We start from the raw sequence: 22,787 nt of genomic DNA, 5'->3' as shown, positions 1-22,787 counted from the left end.
GAGTTCCGCCCGTGACGCAGACCGTCACCGTACTCGGGGCCACCGGCTCCATCGGCCGTTCCACCGCCGACCTGCTGACACAGCATTCGGACCGCTTCCGCACCGGCGCGGTGGTGGGCGGGCGCGACGCGGCGGCGCTGGCCAAGGTCGCCCGCGAGCTGAACGCGAGCTTCGCGGCGCTCGCCGACCCGGCCGCCGGCCCAGCGCTCGCCGAGGCGCTGTCGGGCAGCGGCATCGCCAACGGCGCGGGGGAGGGGGCCGTGCTCGAGGCCGTCGCGCGCGATGCCGACATCGTGGTCGCGGCGGTGAGCGGAGCCGCCGGCCTCAAGCCGACGCATGCCGCCCTGCGCCTCGGACGCACGGTGGCGCTCGCCAACAAAGAGAGCTTGGTCTGCGCGGGCGACGCGTTCATGCGCGACGCCAAGCGCTACGGCGCCACCATCTGGCCGATGGATTCCGAGCACGACGCCCTCGCGCAGGCCCTGCACGGGCGGCCCCTGGACGACGTGCGTACGCTGATGATCACCGCGTCCGGCGGCCCGTTCCGCACCTGGACGCGGGAGCGCATCGCCGCCGCGACGCCCGCCGAGGCCGCCGCCCACCCGACATGGTCGATGGGCATGAAGATCAACATCGATTCCGCCTCCCTGATGAACAAGGGGCTGGAATTGATCGAGGCGCACCACCTCTTCGGCATCGAGCCGGCGCGGCTCGACGTGGTGGTGCATCCGCAATCGGTCATCCACGGGATGGTCTACTGGATCGACGGGGCGGTGACGGCGGAACTGGCCCTGCCCGACATGCGCGTGCCGATCTCGCATTGCCTCGGCCTCGGCGACCGGCTCGGCATCGAGCGCGGGCGGCCGCTCGACCTCGTGAAGCTCGGCGCGCTGACCTTCGAGGCGGCGGACGAGGAGCGCTTCCCCTGCCTGCGGATCGCCCGCGCCGCCATGGCCGACGGGGGCGCCGCACCGACCGTGATGAACGCCGCGAACGAGGTAGCGGTGGCCGCCTTCATCGGCGGGCGCATCGGCTTCTACGGCATCGCCGAACTCGTGGAGCGGGCCTGCACGCATTTCGCGCCGGTTTATCCGCACGCCCCGGCGGATGTCGAAGAGGCGCTGGCCATCGACGCCCACGTGCGCGCCTGGAGCGCCGAGGCCCTGCCCCAGCTGCGCGCGGCGGGCTGAAAGCGGCTCAGGTCGGCGGCGTGCCGTTCGCCGCCAGCACCTGCCCCGCGAGGTAGAGCGAGCCGCAGATGAGGATGCGCGGCGCGCGCTCGAAGGCGATGTCGCCTACGGCCGACAGAGCCGCCTCGACGCTCGGGGCGATCCGCGACGACAGGCCGGCGCGCTCGGCGATCTCCGCGACCTCCTCCGGCGGACGGGCGGCGACCTGACCGGAGATCGGCACCGCGATCAGCGCGCGGGCGAGCCCGACGAAATGGCGCAGGAAGCCGTCGGCGTCCTTGGTGCCGAGCAGTCCGACGATCAGCACGAGGGGCGCGTCGCTGCGCTCGCCGAGATCGCCCATGGCGGCGGCGAGGATGCGCCCGCCATCCATGTTGTGCCCGCCGTCGAGCCAGAGCTCCGCGCTGCTGGGCACGAGGGCGGCGAGGCGCCCCTTGCCGAGGCGCTGTAGCCGGCCCGGCCATTCGACGCCCGTCAGGCCGCGTTCCAGGGCAACGGTGCCGATGTCGCCGAACCCGGCCGCACGGAGGGCTGCGATGGCGGTGCTGGCGTTCACGAGCTGATGTCGGCCGGCGAGCTTCGGCCTCGGCAGGTCGAACAGGTCGGTCTCGTCCTGGTAGACGAGCCGCCCGCGCTCCTCGTGGACGGAGAAATCCTGGTTGCCGATGATGATCGGGTCGGCCCCGACGCGCTCGGCCTGCCGGCAGAGCACCGTATCGGCCTCGGCGTAATCCTGGGCTGCGATCACCGCCGGGCAGCCGCGCTTGAAGATGCCGGCCTTTTCGGTGGCGACCGATTCCACCGTGTCCCCGAGATATTCCGCGTGGTCGCGGCCGATGGGCGTCACCACCGCGCAGGCCGGCTGGTCGATGACGTTGGTGGCGTCCACCCGCCCACCGAGGCCGACTTCCAGCAGCAGCACGTCGGCCGGGTGCTCGGAGAAGAGCAGCAGCGCGGCGGCGGTGGTGATCTCGAAGACGGTGATCGGCTCGCCCGCGTTGGCGGCCTCGCAGCGGGAGAACGCGTCGGCCAGGGTCTCCTCGTCCACGAACCGCCCGCCGCCGATGGCGCCGAGGCGGATGCGCTCGTGGAACCGCACCAGATGCGGCGAGGTGTAGACGTGGGCCGCGAGCCCCCCGGCCTCCAGGATCGCCCGCATGAAGGCGATGGTCGAGCCCTTGCCGTTGGTGCCGGCGACGTGGATCACCGGCGGCAGGCGCCGCTCCGGGTGGTTCAGCCGCGCGAGCAACCGCTCGATCCGCCCGAGGGACAGATCGATGGTGCGAGGGTGCAGCGCCAGGAAGCGCGCCAGGAGGGCGTCGGAGGAATCCATCGGCCCTCAGGCCATTTCAGAGGCGGGTTCCGCGGCCGGCTCGGCCTGCGCGGGGGCGGGCAGGTTCATCAGCAGGCCGCAGAGGGTGGTGATCGTGTCCTTCAACTGGTGCCGGTGCACCACCTGATCCACCATGCCGTGCTCGCGCAGGTATTCCGCGCGCTGGAAGCCGTCCGGCAGCTTCTCGCGGATCGTCTGCTCGATCACGCGCGGGCCGGCGAAGCAGATCAGCGCCCCCGGCTCGGCGAGGTGGACATCGCCCAGCATCGCGTAGGAGGCGGTGACGCCGCCCGTGGTCGGGTTCGTCAGCACCACGATGTAGGGCAGCCGCGCGTCGCGCAGGCGGCGCACCGCCACGGTGGTGCGGGGCATCTGCATGAGCGAGAGGATGCCCTCCTGCATCCGCGCGCCGCCGGAGGCCGAGAACAGGACGTAGGGGGTCTTCTTCTCGACGGCCTTCTCCGCGCCGCGCACGAAGGCCTCGCCCGCTGCCATCCCCAGCGAGCCGGCCATGAAGCCGAATTCCTGCACGGCCAGCGTCATCGGGATGCTGCCGACCCGGCCGAAGCCGATCTTGAAGGCGTCCTGCAGGCCGGTCTTGCTGCGGGCGTCCTTCAGCCGGTCGACGTAGCGCTTCTCGTCGCGGAACTTGAGCGGGTCGGTCGGCACCTCGGGAAGGGCGACGTCGATCCAGGTGCCGCCGTCGAACATCATCTTGAGGCGCGCCGTGGCGCTCATCTTGAGGTGATGCTCGGAGCCGGGAATGACCCAGTGGTTGGCCTCCACCTCCTTGTGGAAGACCATCTGGCCGGTATCGGGGCACTTGACCCACAAGTTCTCCGGGGTCTCGCGCTTGAACAGCGTCTTGATCCGGGGGCGCACGACCTCCGAGATCCAGTTCATCGGTTCGACCATGCTGAAACGCCCGTGTCGTTCGATGCGGAAAGGGGGTTCAGGCGCTGCGGCCGGCGGAGCGGACGCCCTCGGCCAGTTCGCGCACCAGGGAGGTGACGGCCTCGACCGTGCCGGGGCCTGCGCGGCCCTCGCCGTCGAGGGAGCGGTGCAGCGCATCGACCAGCGCCGAGCCGACGACGACCCCGTCCGCGCCCTTGGCGATGGCGGCTGCGTGGGCGCCGGTCTTCACGCCGAAGCCGACCACCACCGGCAGATCCGTGTGCTTGCGGATCCGCCCCACCGCCTCGGCGACCCGCCCGAAATCGGGAGTCGCCGTGCCGGTGATGCCGGTGATCGACACATAGTAGACGAATCCCGCCGTGTTCGCGAGCACGGCCGGCAGGCGGCGCTCGTCGGTGGTGGGCGTGGCCAGCCGGATGAAGGCGATGCCCTTCGCGAGCGCCGGCAGGCAGAGTTCGGAATCCTCCTCCGGCGGGCAATCGACGACGATCAGCCCGTCGATCCCGGCCTCGACCGCGTCGGCGAGGAAGCGATCCACCCCATAGGTGTGGACCGGGTTGTAGTAGCCCATCAGCACGATCGGCGTGGTATCGTTCTCGGCGCGGAAGCGGCGGACCAGACCCAGCGTCTTCGCCACGTCCTGCCCGGCCTTCAGGGCGCGCAGGCCCGCCGCCTGGATCGCCGGCCCGTCGGCCATGGGATCGGTGAAGGGCATACCGAATTCGAGGATGTCCGCCCCCGCGCCGGGCAGCGCGCGCAGGACCTCCAGCGAGGTCTCCGGGTCGGGATCGCCCGCCATGACGTAGGTGACGAGCACCGCACGGCTTTCGGAGCGGGCCTTGGCGAAGGCGGTGTCGATGCGGCTCGGCGTGGCAGACGGCATGGGTCGGTGCAAAAGGCTTTCGGGGAACGGATCGCGCTACACCATCCCCGCCCTGCCGTGAAGCGGGGCGGAGCCGGCGCTTGTCTCGCTCAGGGTTCCGCCAACGGCAGGCCCCGGCTCGGCGGGGAGCGCTCCAGCTCCGGCGTGGCCGCGAACAGCTTGCGATGGGCGAGCACGGCGTAGGTGTCGGTCATGCCCGCGATGTAGTCCGCGATGCGCCGTGCGATCCGCGGCTCGGAGGCCTGCGCGAGATCGGCGCTCCATTCCGGCGGCATGCGCGACGGGTCGGCCTTGAAGGCGGTGAACAGGTCCGAGACGATGGAGGCGGCCTGCTCGCGCACGGCCATGACGCTGGGGTCGCGGTACATCCGCTTCCAGAGGAAACGCATCACCTCGGCATCCGCCGCTTCGATGGCGGGGGAGAAGGCGACGACCGGCGCCCCGGCGGCGTGGATGTCCGCGACGGTCTTCGGGTCCAGGGTCGCGATCCGCCGTTCGCTCTCGCGGATCACATCCTCCACGAAGCGGGTGATGACCCGCCGGGCGAGTTCGTGGACCACCCGCGCCGATTCCAGGCCGGGATGCAGGGTGGCGATCTCATCGAGCAGCCCCGCGAGGAACGGCACGGCGTCGAGGTCGGAAAGGTCGAACAGGCCGGCGCGCAGCCCGTCATCGAGGTCGTGCGCGGCATAGGCGATGTCGTCGGCGAGCGCGGCGGCCTGCGCCTCCGGCCCGGCATGGAGCGCGATGTCGAGGGGATTCACCGCGTCGTATTCGAGGATCGCCGCCGGGATGCCGCGTTCGGCGTAGCGCGGGGTCGGCAGGCCCTCGGCGGTGAGGAGCGGGCCGTTGTGCTTCACCAGCCCTTCCAGGGTCTCCCAGGTGAGGTTCAGCCCGTCGAAGCCGGCATAGCGGCGCTCCAGCCGGGTCACGATCCGCAGGGTCTGGGCGTTGTGGTCGAACCCGCCGAACGGCGCCATGCAGGCGTCGAGCGCATCCTCGCCGGTATGGCCGAAGCAGGTGTGGCCGAGGTCGTGCGACAGGGCGAGAGCTTCCGCCAGATCCTCATCGAGCCCCAGCGCCCGGGCGAGCGCGCGGGCGATCTGCGACACTTCGAGGGAATGGGTCAGCCGCGTGCGGTAATGGTCGCCCTCGTGATGCACGAAGACCTGCGTCTTGTGCTTCAGCCGCCGGAAGGCGGTGGAATGGATGATCCGGTCGCGGTCGCGCTGGAAATCGCTGCGCGTGGGCGAACCCGGCTCGGGGATGAGCCGGCCCCGCGTTGCAGCCGGATCCGTCGCGTAGGGTGCCCGCCACCGCTCGCCGTTGGGCCGTCTCGTATCCTGCACGCTCGCTCCTCACGCGCCCGCATTGCAGCACGGACCCGAGGCTCATATCTTGGTGGTCCGAGGGCGCAGGGCAATCGCCGTCCCGCGCCGCCGCGGAAATGCCTGTGGCTGAACCGATGTCCGAGATTATCCTGACGCCCCGCGCCGCCAAGCGCATCAACGAGATCATGGGTGGCGAGCCCCCCGGATCGCTGCTCCGCATCAGCGTGAACGGCGGCGGCTGTTCCGGCTTCTCCTATTCCTTCGACATCGCCCGCGACCGGCAGGACCAGGACATCGCCATCGAGCGCGATGGCGCGACGGTGGTCGTGGATCCGGTCTCGGTGCAGTACATGGCCGGCTCGACCATCGACTTCGTGAACGATCTGATCGGCCAATCCTTCAAGATCGAGAACCCGCTGGCCACCGCATCCTGCGGTTGCGGTACTTCGTTCTCCCTTTAACCGAGGCTTGCGGCGTTGCGGGCGGGTGACAGGTCCCGTCCGCCACGCTCACGCCACCATCGCGGGATTGTGTCGCGTCGTAAAACGCGCCACCCGATGAGGCGCGCCCGTGCTTCGGTAAATCGGACCTGTCCATGACCTTTCCGGCGGCTCGCCGTCTTCGGTCGGCTCTCGCGGCCTGCGCTGCCGCGCTGGCGGTCGGCCTCGTCGTCCCGCAGCCGGGGGTTGCGCAGGAAGGCGCCGCCGCCGTCCAGGATGTGACCCTCACCGACGTGATGCTGCCCTTCGGCGCCACGGTCGTGAAGGTGCCGAGGCTGACGGCGAGCGGCACGCGCCTCTCGAAGGACGACCTCGCCGCGATCCTCAAGCCGGACGGGCCGGAGCCGTGGGCGACGCGCCTCGCGCGGCTCGACGCGGCGAGCCTGACCGCCCCGGTGGTCGATTCGGAACATGCCGGCCCCGGCGACCTGCGCCAGAGCGCGACCTATCGCGACGTGGTCGCGAAGGATGTCCGCGCGGGCAGGATCGGTGAACTCACCGCCTCGGGCGTCACGCTGTCGTCCAAGGGCACCAAGGCCTCGCCGGGGGCGGCGGGCACCTACGGCGCCTTCCGCGCCACCGATGTCGACCTCACCGCCTTCGGGCGTCTCGCCACCGAGGCGGGGGACGGCAAGGGGCCGGTGCTGCGGGTCTACGGCAGCCTGCAACTCTCCGACATCGCCATCTCGGACGAGAAGGGCACGACCGTGAAGGTCACGCGGCTCGAAGGCCGCGACCTCGGCGCCCGGCAGGTGCCGGGTGGCTGGAACGGCGCCCTCGACGCCCTCACGGGCGGCTTGAACGATCCGGCGACGCAAAGCCGCTCGGCCTCGGCCGCCGCCGACATCCTCGGTGCGCAGACGATCGGCAGCGTCGACATCAAGGGCGTGAGCATCAGCGATTCCACCGCCGAGCCCCTGCTCGCGGAGATCGAGCGCCTGTTCTACACGTCCACCGGACCCGATGCGGGCGTCGGCATCGAGGGGTTCTCCCTCGCGAGCGGCGTCACGCGGACGCGGCTCGGGCGGCTGACCCTCACCGGCACGAGCCTCGGGCCGGTCATCGCGGAACTGCGCCGCCTCGCCGAGAAGCCCGACACAACGCCCGGCGCCGATGAGGCCAGGCGCCTCGCCACTGGGCTCGGCACGTTCACCCTCACCGACCTCACCGTCGATCTCCCGCCGGAAACCCCGGTGCAGAAGCGCGGCGCCCTCGACACGCCGCGCGAGAAGCTGGCGCAGGGCGCCAAGCCCGCCCGCGCGCGGATGGCCGAGGCCCGCGCGCCGGATGCGAAGGCGGGCGATCCCCTGGTGCCAATTCCGGCGAAGGTGAACCGCGTCGTCCTGCGGCGGGGCGTCTTCGGGCCGGGCCCGGTCGTGGAGGGGGCTCCGGCCTCGACGCGGCTGACGCTCACCGGGCTCGACGTGCCCGCCTCCCTGGCCGCCGGCCTGCCGCTGGTGGGCGCCCTGCCGGCCTTCGGTTATGGCGATCTGAGCTTCGACATGTCGGCCGACGCCGCCTGGGACGATGCCGCGCGCACCGTCGCCCTGCGTGACGTGACGCTCTCCGGCAAGGATATCGGCACGGTGAAGCTCGCGGCCCTGTTCGGCGGCATCGGCCCCGAACTGTTCTCCGGCAGCGTGCCGGCGCAGACGATGCTGCTCTTCTCGGGTAACGCCCGCACCCTCGACCTGACGGTGGAGAACAGCGGCCTGTTCGAGCGCTTCCTCGCCGCGCAGGCGAAGGAGCTGAGCCTCAAGCCCGACGAATTGCGCAAGGAATACGTCACCGCGAGCGTGCTCGGCGTGCCGGTGATCCTCGGCAATGGACCGGCGGCGAAGACCATCGGCGCTGCGATGGGCCAGTTCGTGATGAACCCCGGCAAGCTGACGATCCGCGCCAAGGCGAAGGAGCCCACCGGCATCGGCTTCGTGGAGCTCGGCACCGCCCCGTCCCCCGCCGCCGTGCTCGACCGGCTGGACGTGGACGCCAAGGCGAACTGACGTTCAGTCCGCGATGACCTCGGGGTGGCGCGCGGACAGGCTCGTCCGCGTCGCGTCGGCCCAAGCCCGGTCCCGCTGCGGGCGGGGGCGGTCGAGGGCGATGTCGGCGACGAGGGTCGCCGGGCGGCGGGAGACGAGCAGCAGCCTGTCGGCGATGGCGATGGCCTCGGCGACGTTGTGCGTCACCATCAGCACGCTCATCCCGGCCGCATCGACCGTATCGACCACCAGCGCCCGCAGTTCCGATGCCGCGTTGTCGTCGAGCGAGACGAAGGGCTCGTCCAGAACCAGCACGCGCGGGCCCCCAGCGAGCGCCCGCGCCAGAGCCACCCGCCGCTGCATCCCGAGGGAGAGCGCGCCGGGGAAGCGGGTCCGCCAGGGCGTCAGGCCCAGCCGCTCGAACAGGGCGTCGAGATCGCGGCCCCGTTCCGCCTTCGTGAGGCCGAGGCGAACATTGTGCTCGACGCTGCGCCAGGGCAGCAGGCGCGGCTCCTGGAACACCATGCCGGCCTGTTCCGCGCCCGCGACCTCCCCGGTGAAATCCGTGTCGAGGCCGAGGAGGATGCGCAGCGTCGTCGTCTTGCCCGCGCCCGAAGGGCCGATGAGGCAGACGATCTCGCCTTCGCGGATGGTGAAGGCGAGGTCGCGTACGGCCTCGACGGGCTCGGCGCCCTTCGGCCGGTAGGTCTTCCCCGCGACCGCGACCCGCAGGACCGGCGCGGTCTCAACGCCAGCGTCGGACATAGGCTTCGAGCCGCTGGAGAAGGAGCACGTCGATCCCGATCATCACCGTCATGAAGACGAGGCTGTAGCCGATGATGGCGGCCACGTCGGTGCTCTGGATGAAGTAGAAGTTGATCGCGAAGCCGACCCCGTCCGGCCGCCCCAGCAACTCCACCACGAGGACGATCTTCCAGGCGAGGGACAGCCCAGACCGCGCCGCCGTGACGATGTAGGGCTGCAACTGCGGGATGAGGACATCGCGCATCCACGTCCAGCGGTCGAAGCGATAGGCGCGGGCCATCTCCTCCAGGCCGGGATCGAGATTGCGCGCACCCTCGCGGACGATGACGGCGACGTTCGGCAGCTTGTTCAGCACCACGGCAAGGATCGCCGCCGTCTCCGTGAGCCCAACCCAGACATAGGCCAGCACGGTGATGACGAGGGCCGGCGTGTTAAGCAGCACGAGGAGCGGCGTGTCGAGGGCGAGGTCGGCCTTGCGCGAGCGCCCGAGGGCCACGCCGAGGGCGATGCCGAGCGCCATGGCGATGGCGAAGGCGATGGCCACCCGCAGCAGGGTGATGCCGATGTTGTGCGCGAGGTCGCCGCGCTTGGCCTCCGCGACGATGAAGTCAAGCACCGCGAGGGGCGCGGGCAGCAGGCGCGAATGGGCCTCCCACGCGGCGGCCTGCCACGCGGCGACGAGGATCGCCAGGGAAACGATGCGGGTCAGCACGCCGGCGGAACCACGCTGGTGTCAGCCATCGCGGGAGCCGTCGTAGTAGAAGTCCTGCGGCAGACCGTTGCCCGCCCCGACGAGGCGTTCTCCGCCGAGCCGTGAGAGTACCGCGTAGAGCTTGGCGGCGTCCGCACGCTCCGCCGCGACCGGGCGGCGCGGGGTGCCGGCCAGGAACTCGCGCTTCAGCGTCTCGAAGGTCGCGTCGTCCTTCGCGTCCATGAGCGGGCGCACGATGTCCCAGGTCGTGGGGTCGGAGGCCAGCATGTCCTTCGCCGCCCGCGAGGCGCGGTAGAACCCGCCCACCGCCGCCGGCTTCTCGGCCACGGTGGTGGCGTGGAACAGGTAGCCGATCAGCGAGACATCGCCGCCCGCGCCCAGCGCGCGCATGATGTCCTCGGCGCGGATCAGCCGGCGGAACCCCTTGGGTTCGAGGCGCGCGCAATAGGTCCAGTAGGTCAGCGCCGCGTCGAGGGCGCCCTGTTCGAGCTTCAGGGTGATGAGCGGCGGCGCGCCGTAGGCGATCTCGCACTGCTTCTCGAGGTCGATCCCAGCCGCGTCGCGGGCCTGGGCCTTCAGCAGCAGCCAATTCTTGTCGAGGGGGCCACCCGCCACGCCGACCTTCTTGCCGACGAGGTCCTTCAGGCTCTGGATCGGGCTGTCCTTCGGCACCATCACGGCGCCCTCGGAGGTGGAATAGGGGATGAAGCGCAGGGCCTGGCCTTCGTTGCTCAGCCGGGCCGCCCAGAGCAGGTCGCCGATGATCGTATCGACCTGACCGCCGACGAAGCTGATCCGCGCGGCGTCGTTGCCGGCGAGCTTGGTCGGTTCCAGGGTGAAGCCGTTGGCGGCGTCGAGGCCCCGCGCCTTGATGACCGCCGCCTCCCAGGTGGAGGTGCCGAAGGGCAGGCTGCCGAGCTTGATCGAAGGGAGGTCGCTCGCTTGCCCGGCGCGGGCCGCGAGGCCGCCGAGCAGGCCGGCGGCGAGCATGGCGCGCCGTGACAGCATGGGCCGTTTCTCCTCCGGTTTTTCCGGTCCGATGGCTTTGCCGGCCATGCAGCCTTGGGCGCCGCCACGGGCGGACGCCATTGCCAAAAGGTCATAGGGCGGCCCGCCCGCCGCGTCCACCTGCGCGCGGGCGACCTTGCACCGCGCCGAAGGGGCAGGCACGTTGCGCGCCAACGATCAGGGAGCGAACACGATGACCGAGCGGCGTGAGGGCGCGATGGACGATGCGGCGGTGGAAGCGCGGCTGAAGGCCGAGCTGCCGTCCTGGCGCCTGGAGGACGGGTGGATCCGCCGCACCTACAAGACGGCCGGGTGGAAGAGCACGCTGATGGTGATCAACACGGTCGGCCACCTCGCCGAGGCCGCGTGGCACCACCCCGACATCACCGCCTCCTACGCCTGGGTCGAGGTCCGGCTGATGAACCACGCCGCCAAGGGCATCACCGACAAGGATTTCGCCCTGGCGAAGAAGATCGAGGAGGTTGTCTCCTGGCAGCCGGGCCTGGAGGGGCAGGGGCTCGAAGGCACCCCCACCGATCCGCGCTTCGCCTACATCAAGTACGAGAAGTAGGCCGGCTCACCGCCGCCCGAACAGCCGCTCGATGTCGGCGAGCTTCAGCTCCACCGAGGTCGGGCGGCCGTGATTGCACTGGCCGGAATTCGGCGTCGCCTCCATCTCGCGCAGCAGGGCGTTCATCTCCTGCGGCTTGAGGCGCCGCCCGGCCCGCACCGAGCCGTGGCAGCTCATCCGCGAGAGCACCGCGTCGAGGCGCCGCCCGAGCGGACCCGTCTCGGTGGCGGGATCGCCGCCTTCTTCGAGGCCGCTCGCGTCCAGCGCATCGAGGATGTCCGTCACGAGGTCGCGGATGCTCGCGCCGACGAGCAGCGCCGGCACCTCGCGGATCAGCACCGCGCCCGGCCCGAACGGTTCGAGGCTGAGGCCCAGCCGTTCCAGATCCGCCGCGCAGGCGCAGAGCCGTTCCGCCGCCTCCGGCTCCATCTCCACCACGTCGGGGATCAGCAGCCCCTGCCTTGCGATGCCACCTGCCGCCCGCTGCGCCTTCAGCCGCTCGTAGACGAGCCGTTCGTGCGCCGCGTGCTGGTCCACGATCACGAGCCCGTCGCGGGTCTGGGCGAGGATGTAGGTGCCGTGGATCTGCGCCCGCGCCGCGCCGAGGGGATGGTCCTCTCCGGCGGGGTCGCTCTCCGGCGCGGCCTCTGCCTGCGGCGGCAGCGAGGGCGCCGGCTCCAGAAGGGCCTGAACCGATTCCGCGAGGCCGGGCGTCGGCCGGTAGGCGGGGGTGCTGTAGCCTGAGGGCGCGGCGAAGGAGGGCAGGCCGCGCGGCAGCGGCGCGGTCGCCGTGTGGAACAGGCTCGGGGCCGTGTAGCCCGTATGCGCGGTCATGCGCGGCAGGGTCGGGCGCAGGGCCTCCAGGGTCCGCTGGCCCCCTGTGGTCGCGGAGCGCGCCCCGCCCCGGCGCAGGGCATCGTGGATCGCGCTCACGATCAGCGCCCGCACGAGGCCGGGCTCGCGGAAACGCACCTCCGTTTTGGCCGGGTGGACGTTCACGTCCACGAGGTCGGTGGCGCAGGCGATGACGAGGCCGAGCACCGGATGCCGGTCGGAGGCCAGGGTGTCCGCATAGGCGCCGCGCACCGCGCCGAGCAGCAGCCGGTCGCGCACCGGCCGCCCGTTCACCACGAGGTGGATGTGGCTCCCCACGCCGCGGTGGAAGGTCGGCAGGCCGACATGGCCGGTGACGGCGAAGCCCTCGCGCTCCAGGCCGACCGGCAGGGCGTTCGCCGGGAAGTCCGGCCCCAGCACGGCAGCGAGCCGGCGCAGGGAGGCCTCGTCGCCCGTTTCGGCGGGGAGAACCAGGGGCTGCCCCGCCTCGGTGCGCAGGGTGAAGCGGATGCCCGGCTGCGCGGCGGCGAGGCGGCGGACGATCTCGCCGACGGCCGCGTTCTCGGCCCGGTCGGATTTCAGGAACTTTAGCCGGGCCGGAGTCGCGGCGAACAGGTCCGTCACTTCGATGCGGGTGCCGCGCGCGCCCGCCGCCGGGACGACCTCGCCCTTGCGTCCGGCATCCACCACGAGGCTCGCCCCGGCCTCGGCCCCCTCGGCGCGGGTGGTGATCGACAGGCGCGAGACCGCGCCGATGGAGGGCAGGGCCTCGCCGCGGAAGCCCAAGGTGGCGATGGCGCCGAGGTCGCCATCCGGCAGTTTCGAGGTGGCGTGCCGCTCGACCGCGAGGGTGAGGTCGTCGGGCGACATGCCGCGCCCGTCATCGACCACCCGGATCAGGCGCCGGCCGCCGCTCTCGATCGTGACCTCGATGGCGCGGGTGCCCGCGTCGATGGCGTTCTCGACCAGTTCCTTGACAGCCGAGGCCGGGCGCTCGACCACCTCGCCCGCCGCGATGCGGTCCACGAGGACGGGGTCGAGGCGGCGGATCGGTGCGGCGGGAGCGGACATGTCCCGCCAGAATACCCCCTGGCCGCGCCGGGCGACAGGGGCCGCGTCGCGGTCAGACGAAGCGGCTCGACCCGCCGAGGCTGATCCGCGCCGCGCCGTGGCTGCGGGTGCCGTGGGTCGGCGCCGCGTAGGGCCGGCGGGAGAGGTCGTAGAGGGCGTTGCCGATCAGGCCGCCCGCCCGGCGCAGGCTCGACCCGTCGCAGGTGGCGGCGATCCGCACGCCGATCTCGTGGGTGTGGCTGCGCCCATAGAGCCAGACGGCGAGCCGCGCCCGCGTCGATTCCGGAATGCCTTCCACGAGATCGGGCAGGTCGCCCGGTGTCGCCCTCGCCAGACGGCCCACCGTTTCGGGTGGCACCGGGCAATCGAGGGTCGGGTCGTCGAAACTGCGAGTGCGGGCCTGGGACATCGCTTCACCCATCGGCTGATGAGTGGATGATGAGGATCGATTGGTTAACGAAGGGTAGCGTGGCCGTTTCCGCGTCGCTGAAGTCTTGGGTCTGCGGCCGGAAATTCTGATCTTCCGAGACGCCTGATTGTTTTTCGATGCTCGAATGCAACACAAGCTTGGCCTTGGCGCTTTTTGGCGGCGTGGGCCATTTGCTTCCACGTTGGGCGCCCTAGACAGTGCGTGAGCAAAACACTCAGCGCGGCGCCATGCGCAGGGCGCCGTCGAGGCGGATCACCTCGCCGTTGAGCATCGGGTTCGCGATGGCATGGGCGACGAGGCTCGCGAACTCGGCGGGTCGGCCGAGGCGGGGCGGGAAGGGCACCGATTGGCCGAGCGCCTCGCGCACCGGCTCGGGCAGGCCCGCCATCATCGGCGTCTCGAACACGCCGGGGGCGATGGCGACGACGCGGATGCCGTGCTGGGCCAGTTCCCGCGCCAGCGGCAGGGTGAGGCTCGCCACGCCGCCCTTCGAGGCGGCGTAGGCCGCTTGGCCGATCTGCCCGTCGAAGGCGGCGATGGAGGCGGTCGAGACGATGACCCCGCGCTCGCCCTCGCTGTTGGGCGTGCCCGCCGCCATCGCCTGGGCGGCGAGGCGGATCATGTTGAACGTGCCAATCAAGTTGACCCGCACGGTGCGGGCGAAGGCGTCGAGGTCGTGCGGCCCGTCGCGGCCGACGACCCGCCCGCCCGAGACGATGCCCGCGCAATTGACGAGGCCGTGCAGGCCGCCATGCGTGCTGACGGCGGCCTCGACGGCGGCGCGCCCCTGCGCCTCGTCGGCCACGTCCGTGCGGACGAAGGTGGCGCCCAGCGCCTGTGCGACCTCTTTGCCGCGCGGGTCGAGATCGGCCAGGACGAGCTTCGCGCCCTCGGCCGCGAGATGTTCGGCGACGCCACGCCCGAGGCCGGAGGCCGCTCCGGTGACGAGGAAGACGTGATCGGCGATCTGCACGGGATTCCTAAAGCGGCTTGCGCAGCCGGCGCGCGATGAGCCCCACCACGCCCTCGCGGAACAGCAGCACGCAGAGGACGAAGACGCAGCCCTGGATCACCGTCACCCAGGCGCCGAACTGCGCGAGGTAGGTTTCCATCGTGACGATCACCAGCGCGCCGACGATGGGGCCGAACACCGTGCCCATGCCGCCCACCAGTGTCATCAGCACCACCTCGCCCGACATCGACCAGTGCACGTCGGTGAGCGAGGCGAGCTGGAACACAATGGCCTTGGTGGCGCCCGCGAGCCCGGCCAGCGTCGCCGAGAGGACGAAGACCGCGAGCTTGTACTGGTTCACCCGGTAGCCCAGGGAGACGGCGCGGTTCTCGTTGTCGCGGATCGCCTTCAGCACCTGCCCGAAGGGCGAGTGGATGATCCGGTAGATCGCGAGCATCCCGAAGAAGAAGACCACCGCGACAAGGGCATACATCGCGCGGTCGTCGTCGAGCGGGATCACCCCAAACAGGGCGCCGCGCGGCACCGCCTGGATGCCGTCCTCGCCGCCGGTGAACTTCGCCTGCAGGGCGAAGAAGAACGCCATCTGCGCCAACGCCAGGGTGATCATCGAGAAGTAGATGCCCTGCCGCCGGATCGCCAGCGAGCCGAAGACGAGCCCGAGCAGGGCGGCGGTGGCCGTGCCGAGGAGGATCGCCAGTTCCGGGGTCAGCCCCCACATCTTGGCGCTGTAGGCCGAGAGGTAGCTCGCCATGCCGAAATAGGCGGCGTGACCGAAGGAGAGCAGGCCGCCGTAGCCGAGCAGCAGGTTGAAGGCCAAGGCGAACAGCGCGAAGCACAGCACCTTCATCAGGTAGACGGGGTAGAGCACCATCGGCGCCGCCACGAGCAGCAGGGCGAGGCCGATGAAGATCTTGCGCTGAAGCGCCTTGTCGTCCCGGCTCTCCGGCAGGGAGGCGGCGATCGGGGCGGCGTCGAGGGCGGCGGTGTCGGCCATGTGTGTCGAGCCTCGATTCGCGGTCAGGCCGTGCGCCCGAACAGGCCGGCGGGTTTGACGAGCAGCACCACCACCATGATGACGAAGATCACGGTGGAGGAGGCCTCCGGGTAGAACACCTTGGTCAGGCCCTCGACGAGGCCGAGGGCGAAGCCGGTGATCACCGAGCCGATGATCGAGCCCATGCCGCCGATCACCACCACCGCGAAGACCACGATGATGATGTCCGCGCCCATGTTCGGGTTCACCGAATAGATCGGCGCGGCGAGCACCCCGGCAAAACCCGCGAGCGCGACGCCGAACCCGTAGGTCAGCGTCAGGAACAGCGGCACGTTCACGCCGAAGGCCTGGACGAGGGTCGGGTTCTCGGTGGCCGCGCGCAGATAGGCGCCGAGCTTGGTCTTCTCGATGATGAGCCAGGTGGCGATGCAGACGGTGAGCGAGGCCACCACTACCCACGCCCGGTAGTTCGGCAGGAACATGAAGGGCAGGCGCTGGCCGCCCGACAGTTCGGCGGGGATCGCGTAGGGCAGGCCCGACACGCCGTACTGGTTGCGGAACAGGCCCTGGATGATCAGCGCGAGGCCGAAGGTCAGGAGCAGGCCGTAGAGGTGATCGAGCTTGTAGAGCCGCGCGATCAGTACCCGTTCGAGGATCACCCCGAACACGCCGACGACGAGGGGCGCCAGACCCAGCGCCCACCAATAGCCGAGGCCGAAATAAGTGAGCAGCATCCACGCCACGAACGCGCCCATCATGTAGAGCGCGCCGTGGGCGAAGTTGATGATGTTCAACAGGCCGAAGATGATCGCCAGCCCGAGCGACAGGATCGCGTAGAACGAGCCGTTGATCAGCCCCAGCAAGAGCTGGCCGAACAGCGCCTGGGTCGGCACGCCGAAAATCGTCATCATCGCCGAAACTCCCAGACGCCTACACGCTCAGCCCTTCACCAGCGGGCAGTTGCCCTCGCCCAGCGGGCGGAAGACCTGATCGCCGGGGATCGTCTCGAGCTTCTTGTAGAGGTCCCACTCCCCCTTCGACTCAGCGGGCTTCTTGACCTCGAACAGGTACATGTCGTGGATCTTGCGGCCGTCGGCCCGCACCACGCCCTTGCCGAACAGCGGGTCGTCGGTCGGCATCGCCTTCATCTTGGCGACCGTGGCGGCGCCATCGGCGGTCGACTTCATCTCGGCCACCGCCTTCAGGTAGTGGAGCACGTCCGAATAGACGCCGGCATGGTTCGAGGTCGGCTTCGAACCCTTCATCTGCTTGGCGAAGCGGTCGGAGAAGGCGCGGGTCTGATCGTTGAGGTCCCAGTAGAAGGGCTCGGTGAGCACGAGGCCCTGCGCGACCTTCGTGCCGAGGGAATGCACGTCCGACGAGAAGACAAGGAGGCCGGCAAGCGCCTGCCCGCCCTCGGTGATGCCGAACTCGCCGGCCTGCTTGATGGAGTTGATCGTGTCGGCGCCCGCGTTGGCGAGCCCGATCACCTTGGCGCCGGAGCTCTGCGCCTGAAGCAGGAAGGACGAGAAGTCGGCAGTCGGGAACGGCGTCTTCACCGAGCCGACGACCTTGCCGCCGTTCTTGTCGATGACCTTGGTGGTGTCGCGCTGGAGCGTCTGGCCGAAGACGTAATCGGCCGTAAGGAAGAACCACGTATTGCCGCCGCGCTTCACCATCGCGCCGCCGGTGCCGTTGGCGAGCGCCACCGTGTCGTAGACCCAGTGGATGGTGTTCGGGCTGCATTGCGGGCCGGTGAGGTCGGCGGTGCCGGCGCCCGTGTCGATGAAGACCTTGTTCTTCTCTTTCGTCACCTGGCTGATCGCCAGGGCGACGGAAGAGGTGACGCCGTCGGTGATCATGTCGACATGATCGCGGTCGTACCACTGGCGGGCGATGGCCGCGCCGACATCCGGCTTGTTCTGGTGGTCGGCCGAGACGATCTCGACCTTCAGGCCCTTCTCCTCCGGCTTGAAGTCCTCCAGCGCGAGCTTGGCGGCGACCACCGAGCCTTCGCCGCTGATGTCGGAATAGGCGCCCGAGCGGTCACCCAGGATGCCGATCTTCACGGCGGTCTGGGCGGAAGCCGGCGCGACCATGGCGACACCCGCGAGGAAGGCGCCCGCGAGCGCGGCGAGCGGGAAGCGTCCGTTCATCGGTGTCACTCCTTGGGGCCGGATCGGCCGGTCGACAATAGAAGTAGGAACAGTGATGCTCACACGCCGAGATAGGCGTGAAGTTTGTCAGTATTCGCGTCAAGATCGGCGTTGGCGATCTGATCGACGACCCGCCCCTGCTCGATCACGAAGTGACGGTCGGCCAGCGTCTGCGCGAAGCGGAAGTTCTGCTCCACAAGGACGATGGTATAGCCGTCCGCCTTCAGCTTCTGGATCGTGCGGCCGATCTGCTGGACGATCACCGGAGCCAGTCCTTCGGTGGGCTCATCGAGCAGGATCAGCTTCGCACCCGTGCGCAGGATGCGGCCGATGGCGAGCATCTGCTGTTCGCCGCCCGAGAGCTTGGTGCCCTGGCTGCCCGCCCGCTCCTTGAGGTTCGGGAACAGGGTGTGGATCTCGGCCACCGTCATGCCGCCGGGCTTCACCCGGGGCGGCAGCATCAGGTTCTCGTGCACTGTGAGGCTCGAAAAGATGCCCCGCTCCTCCGGCACGTAGCCGAGGCCGAGCTTGGCGATCTTGCGCGAGGCCATGCCGATGGTCTCGACGCCGTCATAGACGATGGAGCCGGAGCGGCGCCCGAGGATGCCGATGATCGCGCGCAGCGTCGTGGTCTTGCCCGCGCCGTTGCGGCCGAGCAGCGTGATGACCTCGCCGGCCTTCACGTCGATGTCGATGCCGTGGAGCACATGGCTCTCGCCGTACCAGCCTTCGAGGCCGCGCACGGTGAGCAGCGAGGCCGCCGCGGCGGCGGGGGATGCCTTCATGGCCGCCTCAGGCATGTCCCGCCCCGATGTAAGCCTCGATCACGCGGGGATCCTTCGAGACGGTGGCGTAATCGCCCTCGGCGAGCACCTGGCCGCGCGCCAGGACGGTGATGCGGTCCGACAGGGAGGCCACCACCGACAGGTTGTGCTCCACCATGAGGATGGTGCGGTCCTTGCCAACCCGGCGGATCAACTGCGCGGTGCGGTCCACGTCCTCGTGGCCCATGCCGGCCATCGGCTCGTCGAGGAGCAGCATCTCCGGGTCGAGGGCCAGCGTCGTCGCGATCTCCAGGGCGCGCTTGCGGCCGTAGGAGAGCTCCACTGCCAGCGTCCGGGCGAACTCGGAGAGGCCGACCGCCTCCACGAGTTCCAGCGCCTCGGCATCGAAGGCGCGCAGCATCTTCTCCCCGCGCCAGAAATCGAACGAATCGCCGTGCCGCCGCCGCTGCAGGGCAATTCGGACGTTCTCCATCACCGTGAAGTGCGGGAACACGGCCGAGATCTGGAACGACCGGACAAGCCCAAGACGCGCCACGTCGGCGGGTTTCAGGCCCGTGATGTCGCGATCCTTATAGCGGATCGAGCCTGCGGTGGGCTGCAGGAATTTGGTGAGAAGATTGAAACAGGTCGTCTTGCCGGCCCCGTTGGGGCCGATCAACGCGTGGATCGTGCCGCGTTCGACTTGCAGCGCAACGTTGTTGACCGCACGAAATCCCTTGAATTCCATGGTCAACCCTTGAGTTGCCAGGATCACGTCCCGTCCCAAGAGCGGCCCTCCCCGCATTTGTTTAAGGCTCTATGGACGAAGGCGTCTCGCGCCGTCCACCGGATTCGGTGAGGCGCCACAAACAATCCACGGCCGCTGATACGCCCGCCCTGGTTTTGCCGGTCGACCGGAAGGCCTAAAGGGGCGGCGGGGGCTTTGGAGTGGTGACGCGATGACAGGATCACAGGACGGGCTCGACGGCCTGCAGACGCCCTGCCTTCTCCTCGACGAGGGCAAGCTTTCCGCCAACCTCGCCGGCATGCGCGCGCAGGTGGAGCGGCACGGCGTGACCTTCCGCCCGCATCTCAAGACCGCGAAGTCCATCGAAGTCGCCCGCATGGCGATGACGGGTCCGGACGGCCCCGCCACGGTCTCGACGCTGAAGGAGGCCGAGTATTTCGCCGAGCGCGGCGTGCGCGACCTGACCTACGCGGTCGGCATCGCCCCCCACAAGCTCGACCGGGTCGGCGCGATCCGCAGCCGCTGGGGCGCGGACCTCGCGTTGGTTCTCGATTCGCTGGCGCAGGCCGAGGCCGTCGCGCGATGGAGCCGGGCCACCGGGGACCGGCTGCCCGTCTTCATCGAGGTCGATCCCGACGGCCATCGCTCCGGCGTGAAGCCCGCCGATGCCGACCTCCTGCGCGGCATCGGCGCGACGCTCGCCGAGGGCGCGGAACTGCGCGGCGTGCTGCTTCATGCGGGCGAGAGCTATGGCCTGTCGGATCCCGAGGCGCTGGCGGAGGCCGCCGATGGCGAGCGCCGGGCGGCGGTCCAGGCGGCGGAGACCCTGCGGGCGGCGGGGCTGACCTGCTCCGTGGTGAGCGTCGGCTCGACCCCGACCGCGCGGCACGCCCGCCATCTCGACGGCGTCACCGAGGTGCGGGCCGGCGTCTACATGTTCGGGGATCTGGTGCAGGCCGGGATCGGCTCCTGCGCGGTGGACGACATCGCCGTCTCGGTGCTCGCCAGCGTCATCGGCCACCGGCCGGACAAGGGCTGGATCATCACCGATGCCGGCTGGATGGCGATGTCCCGCGACCGGGGGACGGCGGCGCAGGCCGTGGACCAGGGCTACGGGATCGTCTGCGACCGGGCGGGACGTCCTTTCGAGGACCTGATCGTCGCCCAGGCGAACCAGGAGCACGGGGTGCTCGCCCTGCGGAAGGGCTCCGGCGCCGAGCGCCCCGACCTGCCCGTGGGCACGCTGGTACGGATCCTGCCGAACCACGCCTGTGCCACCGCCGCGCAATACGACCGCTATCACGTCCTCGACGGTGAAGGACGGCGCTATGCGGAATGGCCGCGGATCAACGGGTGGTGAAGGCTGTGACCGTCATTGCGAGCGTCAGCGAAGCAATCCAGGGAGCCGCACCGTTCTGAGGCGTCCCGCTTCCCTGGATTGCTTCACTGCGTTCGCAATGACGGAGGAAGATCCTTAATACTCGATCAGGTCTTCCAGCGCGTAGTGCTTCACCGTCTTCCGGTTGGCGATCAGTTCGTCCACCGTCGGCTCGCCCTTCAGGGCGCGGGCGATGGCGATCTTGGTCGCCTCGTAATTGGTCCGGTAGAGGTCCTTGCGGTCGAGGTTGTCGTCGTCCGCGCAGCGGATATCGAGCCAGATCATGATGATCATGCAGAGGTCGTCGAGGCCGTCCTTCGGGAGGATGCCCTCGATGATGCAATCCACGATGGCATCGCCCGTCGCGGCCTGGACGACGCCGCCCAGAAGCTCGACGTAATCGGCGCTCTGGATGGTGACCTTGCTGGTCATCATCGTCACCGGGCGCACGAGCTGGTTGAGGTCGCGCACCACGTACATACGGGTGTGGCCCTGGGCCTGCCCCATCATCGAGGCGAAGGCCTGGCCGACCGGGCCGCGCACCGAGCCGATCAACACCTCGGGCATTGCGTCGGTGTACTGGCCCTCGGCGGCCAGCACTGTCGCCTCACCGGCGCGGAACCAAATCTCTGACATAAACGCCTCCTTGTCGCGCCGGGGAGACATCATCCCTCCCACGCCGTCAACCGGGACTCGTCAGATCAAACCGATTCCGTCGAGGACACCCACCATCGCGAAGGCGACCGTCACCCCCGACACCGTATAGACGACCCATTTGTAGGTCCCCTTCACGCGCTTGTCCTCCGGCAGCGCCCGCGTCGCGAGGAGGATGAGCAGGCCGAGCGCCAGGGGCAGAAGCAGAGCGTTCATCACCTCGACGGCGACGTTCAAGGCCACGAGATTCGACACGAGTTGCACGGCGATGGCGCCCGCAACCACCGCGATGGTGAAGATGGCGTAGAAGGCCGGCGCCTCGCGCGGGGACTTCTCCAGGGAATGCGGTCGCTGCGTCACGTCGCCGAAGCCCCAGGCCAGCGCCAGCGCGACCACGTTCAGGGCGATGAAGGCGGCGGCGATGATCCCGATCCCGAACACCGCCTGCCCGAGGAGCGGGCCCAGGGCCGGGGTGAACGCCTTGGCGAGGTCGCCCACCGTCTCCAGGCCCTGCTTCGTGCCCTGGCCGGATTGGCCGATGGTGGCCGCCGCCGTGATGAGGATCGCGCCCATCACGCATTGCGAAATCACCGCGCCGATGAACGTATCGAGCCGCGCGCGGCGCATGTGATCCCAGCCCAAGCCTTTGTCCACGACGGCCGATTGCTGGTAGAATATCATCCACGGCATGATGACGGCGCCGATATTGGCCGCGATCAACACCCGGAAATCGCCGTTGCCGAGCGGGATGTGCGCAAACGACTTGAGGATCGCGTCGGGGTCCGGCTTTGCCGCGATGGCGAGCCCGATGAAGACCAGTTCGAACAGCCCCACCACCAGCGCGACCCGCTCCACCCGCCGGTAACTGCCGGTGAAGACGAGGAGCAGCAGGAGGACGGCCGGAAGCCCGAGACTGACGAGGCGCGGCACCCCGAACAGGTCTCCAATCCCGGCAATGCCCGAGAACTCGGTGACGATGGCGCCGACCCCCGCGACGACGAGCCCGGCATAGGAAATCCAAGCCAGCACCGGCCCGTAATGTTCGCGGATCAGTTCGCCATGGCCGCGCCCCGTCGCCGTTCCGAGGCGGACGGTCAGTTCCTGGACGATGTAGAGGATCGGGATCAATAGAAGCTGCAGCAGGAGCAGCGAGTATCCCCATTTCGCGCCGCTCTGCGCCGCCGTGATGAGGCTGCCGACATCCGTATCCGCCAGCATCACCACAAGGCCGGGCCCGGCGACCTTGAGGAAACCCGACAGGCGGGGCAGTGAGGAGGCCGTAGAGGCTTGGCGCGTCGGCATGGGGCGGGAACAGGCCGTGCCGGCACCGGTTCCGCGCGAGGGCGGGGTGCGTCATTTCTCACGGGGGGAGCACCATGGCCGAGCAGCCGGGACGAGAGGCAGGCTGGAGCCTTCAAGCCAGCGCCGTCAGAGAGGGCGTTCGCCTCGAACTGACCCTGCCGGATCTCGCCGGCCAGCCGGTGACGGCGGCGGTGATCCTCGACCGGGCCGAGGCCAGGGCCTTCGCCCGCGCCCTGCTCGCGGCGGCGGGCGATGCGGCCGAGCGCACCTTCCCGCGCCCGGAGCTCTGAGCC

General features: G+C 69.9%; 23 protein-coding genes. 6 read left to right on the top strand and 17 right to left on the bottom strand.

The features are described 5' to 3' along the window. The first annotated feature begins 11 nt into the window (after positions 1-11). Positions 12-1,190, top strand: a complete 1,179-nt coding sequence (gene dxr, locus AAHF99_RS24380) for a 1-deoxy-D-xylulose-5-phosphate reductoisomerase (protein ID WP_342166951.1) — start codon at positions 12-14, stop codon at positions 1,188-1,190. Positions 1,191-1,197: 7 nt separating this feature from the next. Here dxr and AAHF99_RS24375 read toward each other — a convergent pair whose 3' ends face one another. The 4 genes from AAHF99_RS24375 to AAHF99_RS24360 form a co-directional block, all read right to left on the bottom strand. Next, a complete protein-coding gene (locus AAHF99_RS24375; protein WP_243952013.1) occupies positions 1,198-2,523 on the bottom strand; it encodes a bifunctional folylpolyglutamate synthase/dihydrofolate synthase in 1,326 nt (441 codons plus the stop codon). A 6-nt stretch (positions 2,524-2,529) separates the two neighbouring features. Further along, entirely contained in the window at positions 2,530-3,438 is a 909-nt protein-coding gene (gene accD / locus AAHF99_RS24370) for an acetyl-CoA carboxylase, carboxyltransferase subunit beta (protein ID WP_342166950.1), read from the bottom strand. Positions 3,439-3,475: 37 nt separating this feature from the next. Next, positions 3,476-4,321, bottom strand: coding sequence for a tryptophan synthase subunit alpha (gene trpA / locus AAHF99_RS24365; RefSeq protein ID WP_342166949.1), 846 nt, complete (start codon positions 4,319-4,321; stop codon positions 3,476-3,478). 89 nt (positions 4,322-4,410) lie between these two features. Beyond that, positions 4,411-5,670 (bottom strand): deoxyguanosinetriphosphate triphosphohydrolase, encoded by a 1,260-nt coding sequence (locus AAHF99_RS24360; protein ID WP_342166948.1) that lies wholly within the window; start codon positions 5,668-5,670, stop codon positions 4,411-4,413. A 116-nt stretch (positions 5,671-5,786) separates the two neighbouring features. On the opposite strand from AAHF99_RS24360, the gene AAHF99_RS24355 reads away from it, so the two are divergent. Together AAHF99_RS24355 and AAHF99_RS24350 are read left to right on the top strand one after the other, a co-directional pair. Then, on the top strand, positions 5,787-6,113 hold the full coding sequence (locus AAHF99_RS24355; RefSeq protein ID WP_243952017.1) for a HesB/IscA family protein: 327 nt from the start codon (positions 5,787-5,789) through the stop codon (positions 6,111-6,113). Between the two features lie 134 nt (positions 6,114-6,247). Continuing rightward, positions 6,248-8,155: a hypothetical protein gene (locus AAHF99_RS24350; RefSeq protein WP_342166947.1), complete on the top strand. Its 1,908-nt coding sequence runs from the start codon at positions 6,248-6,250 to the stop codon at positions 8,153-8,155. Between the two features lie 3 nt (positions 8,156-8,158). Here the strand turns inward: AAHF99_RS24350 and AAHF99_RS24345 are convergent, their stop codons facing one another. Genes AAHF99_RS24345 through AAHF99_RS24335 form a run of 3 tightly spaced genes read right to left on the bottom strand, consistent with a single transcriptional unit; the run spans position 8,159 to position 10,619 of the window. Next, a complete protein-coding gene (locus AAHF99_RS24345; RefSeq protein ID WP_342166946.1) occupies positions 8,159-8,899 on the bottom strand; it encodes an ABC transporter ATP-binding protein in 741 nt (246 codons plus the stop codon). Next, positions 8,880-9,611, bottom strand: coding sequence for an ABC transporter permease (locus tag AAHF99_RS24340; protein ID WP_342166945.1), 732 nt, complete (start codon positions 9,609-9,611; stop codon positions 8,880-8,882). The genes AAHF99_RS24345 and AAHF99_RS24340 overlap by 20 nt, the downstream gene beginning before the upstream one ends. A gap of 21 nt (positions 9,612-9,632) precedes the next feature. Beyond that, positions 9,633-10,619 carry an ABC transporter substrate-binding protein gene (locus AAHF99_RS24335; RefSeq protein ID WP_342166944.1) on the bottom strand — a complete coding sequence of 329 codons (987 nt, stop codon included), beginning with the start codon at positions 10,617-10,619 and terminating at the stop codon, positions 9,633-9,635. 193 nt (positions 10,620-10,812) lie between these two features. Here AAHF99_RS24335 and AAHF99_RS24330 point away from each other — a divergent pair, with 193 nt between their 5' ends. Further along, positions 10,813-11,190 (top strand): 4a-hydroxytetrahydrobiopterin dehydratase, encoded by a 378-nt coding sequence (locus AAHF99_RS24330; RefSeq protein ID WP_243952022.1) that lies wholly within the window; start codon positions 10,813-10,815, stop codon positions 11,188-11,190. A gap of 6 nt (positions 11,191-11,196) precedes the next feature. Here the strand turns inward: AAHF99_RS24330 and mutL are convergent, their stop codons facing one another. The 8 genes from mutL to AAHF99_RS24290 all read right to left on the bottom strand — a co-directional run bounded on the left by mutL (position 11,197) and on the right by AAHF99_RS24290 (position 19,160). After that, positions 11,197-13,095 (bottom strand): DNA mismatch repair endonuclease MutL, encoded by a 1,899-nt coding sequence (gene mutL / locus AAHF99_RS24325; RefSeq protein WP_342166943.1) that lies wholly within the window; start codon positions 13,093-13,095, stop codon positions 11,197-11,199. Between the two features lie 52 nt (positions 13,096-13,147). Continuing rightward, positions 13,148-13,504 carry a hypothetical protein gene (locus tag AAHF99_RS24320; RefSeq protein ID WP_243952024.1) on the bottom strand — a complete coding sequence of 119 codons (357 nt, stop codon included), beginning with the start codon at positions 13,502-13,504 and terminating at the stop codon, positions 13,148-13,150. A gap of 235 nt (positions 13,505-13,739) precedes the next feature. Then, on the bottom strand, positions 13,740-14,498 hold the full coding sequence (locus tag AAHF99_RS24315) for an SDR family NAD(P)-dependent oxidoreductase (RefSeq protein ID WP_342166942.1): 759 nt from the start codon (positions 14,496-14,498) through the stop codon (positions 13,740-13,742). 7 nt (positions 14,499-14,505) lie between these two features. Then, positions 14,506-15,492, bottom strand: coding sequence for a branched-chain amino acid ABC transporter permease (locus tag AAHF99_RS24310; RefSeq protein WP_342166941.1), 987 nt, complete (start codon positions 15,490-15,492; stop codon positions 14,506-14,508). 23 nt (positions 15,493-15,515) lie between these two features. Beyond that, positions 15,516-16,403: a branched-chain amino acid ABC transporter permease gene (locus AAHF99_RS24305; protein ID WP_243952027.1), complete on the bottom strand. Its 888-nt coding sequence runs from the start codon at positions 16,401-16,403 to the stop codon at positions 15,516-15,518. 27 nt (positions 16,404-16,430) lie between these two features. After that, entirely contained in the window at positions 16,431-17,648 is a 1,218-nt protein-coding gene (locus tag AAHF99_RS24300) for an ABC transporter substrate-binding protein (protein WP_409564600.1), read from the bottom strand. Positions 17,649-17,707: 59 nt separating this feature from the next. Continuing rightward, positions 17,708-18,448 (bottom strand): ABC transporter ATP-binding protein, encoded by a 741-nt coding sequence (locus tag AAHF99_RS24295; protein ID WP_342166940.1) that lies wholly within the window; start codon positions 18,446-18,448, stop codon positions 17,708-17,710. Continuing rightward, the gene (locus tag AAHF99_RS24290; protein ID WP_409564601.1) at positions 18,441-19,160 is read right to left on the bottom strand and encodes an ABC transporter ATP-binding protein; all 720 of its coding nucleotides are present in this window, start codon (positions 19,158-19,160) and stop codon (positions 18,441-18,443) included. The genes AAHF99_RS24295 and AAHF99_RS24290 overlap by 8 nt, the downstream gene beginning before the upstream one ends. A gap of 211 nt (positions 19,161-19,371) precedes the next feature. On the opposite strand from AAHF99_RS24290, the gene AAHF99_RS24285 reads away from it, so the two are divergent. Continuing rightward, entirely contained in the window at positions 19,372-20,520 is a 1,149-nt protein-coding gene (locus AAHF99_RS24285) for a DSD1 family PLP-dependent enzyme (RefSeq protein WP_342166939.1), read from the top strand. Between the two features lie 114 nt (positions 20,521-20,634). Here AAHF99_RS24285 and fae read toward each other — a convergent pair whose 3' ends face one another. After that, positions 20,635-21,174: a formaldehyde-activating enzyme gene (gene fae, locus AAHF99_RS24280; protein WP_342166938.1), complete on the bottom strand. Its 540-nt coding sequence runs from the start codon at positions 21,172-21,174 to the stop codon at positions 20,635-20,637. A gap of 60 nt (positions 21,175-21,234) precedes the next feature. Then, on the bottom strand, positions 21,235-22,494 hold the full coding sequence (locus AAHF99_RS24275) for an NRAMP family divalent metal transporter (RefSeq protein ID WP_342166937.1): 1,260 nt from the start codon (positions 22,492-22,494) through the stop codon (positions 21,235-21,237). 74 nt (positions 22,495-22,568) lie between these two features. On the opposite strand from AAHF99_RS24275, the gene AAHF99_RS24270 reads away from it, so the two are divergent. After that, on the top strand, positions 22,569-22,784 hold the full coding sequence (locus tag AAHF99_RS24270) for a hypothetical protein (protein WP_342166936.1): 216 nt from the start codon (positions 22,569-22,571) through the stop codon (positions 22,782-22,784). Positions 22,785-22,787: the final 3 nt, after the last annotated feature.

Origin of the sequence: Methylobacterium litchii, from assembly GCF_038442315.1 — a bacterium.
Classification (GTDB): Bacteria; Pseudomonadota; Alphaproteobacteria; order Rhizobiales; family Beijerinckiaceae; genus Methylobacterium; species Methylobacterium litchii.
This window is presented reverse-complemented; position numbering and strand designations above follow the sequence as displayed.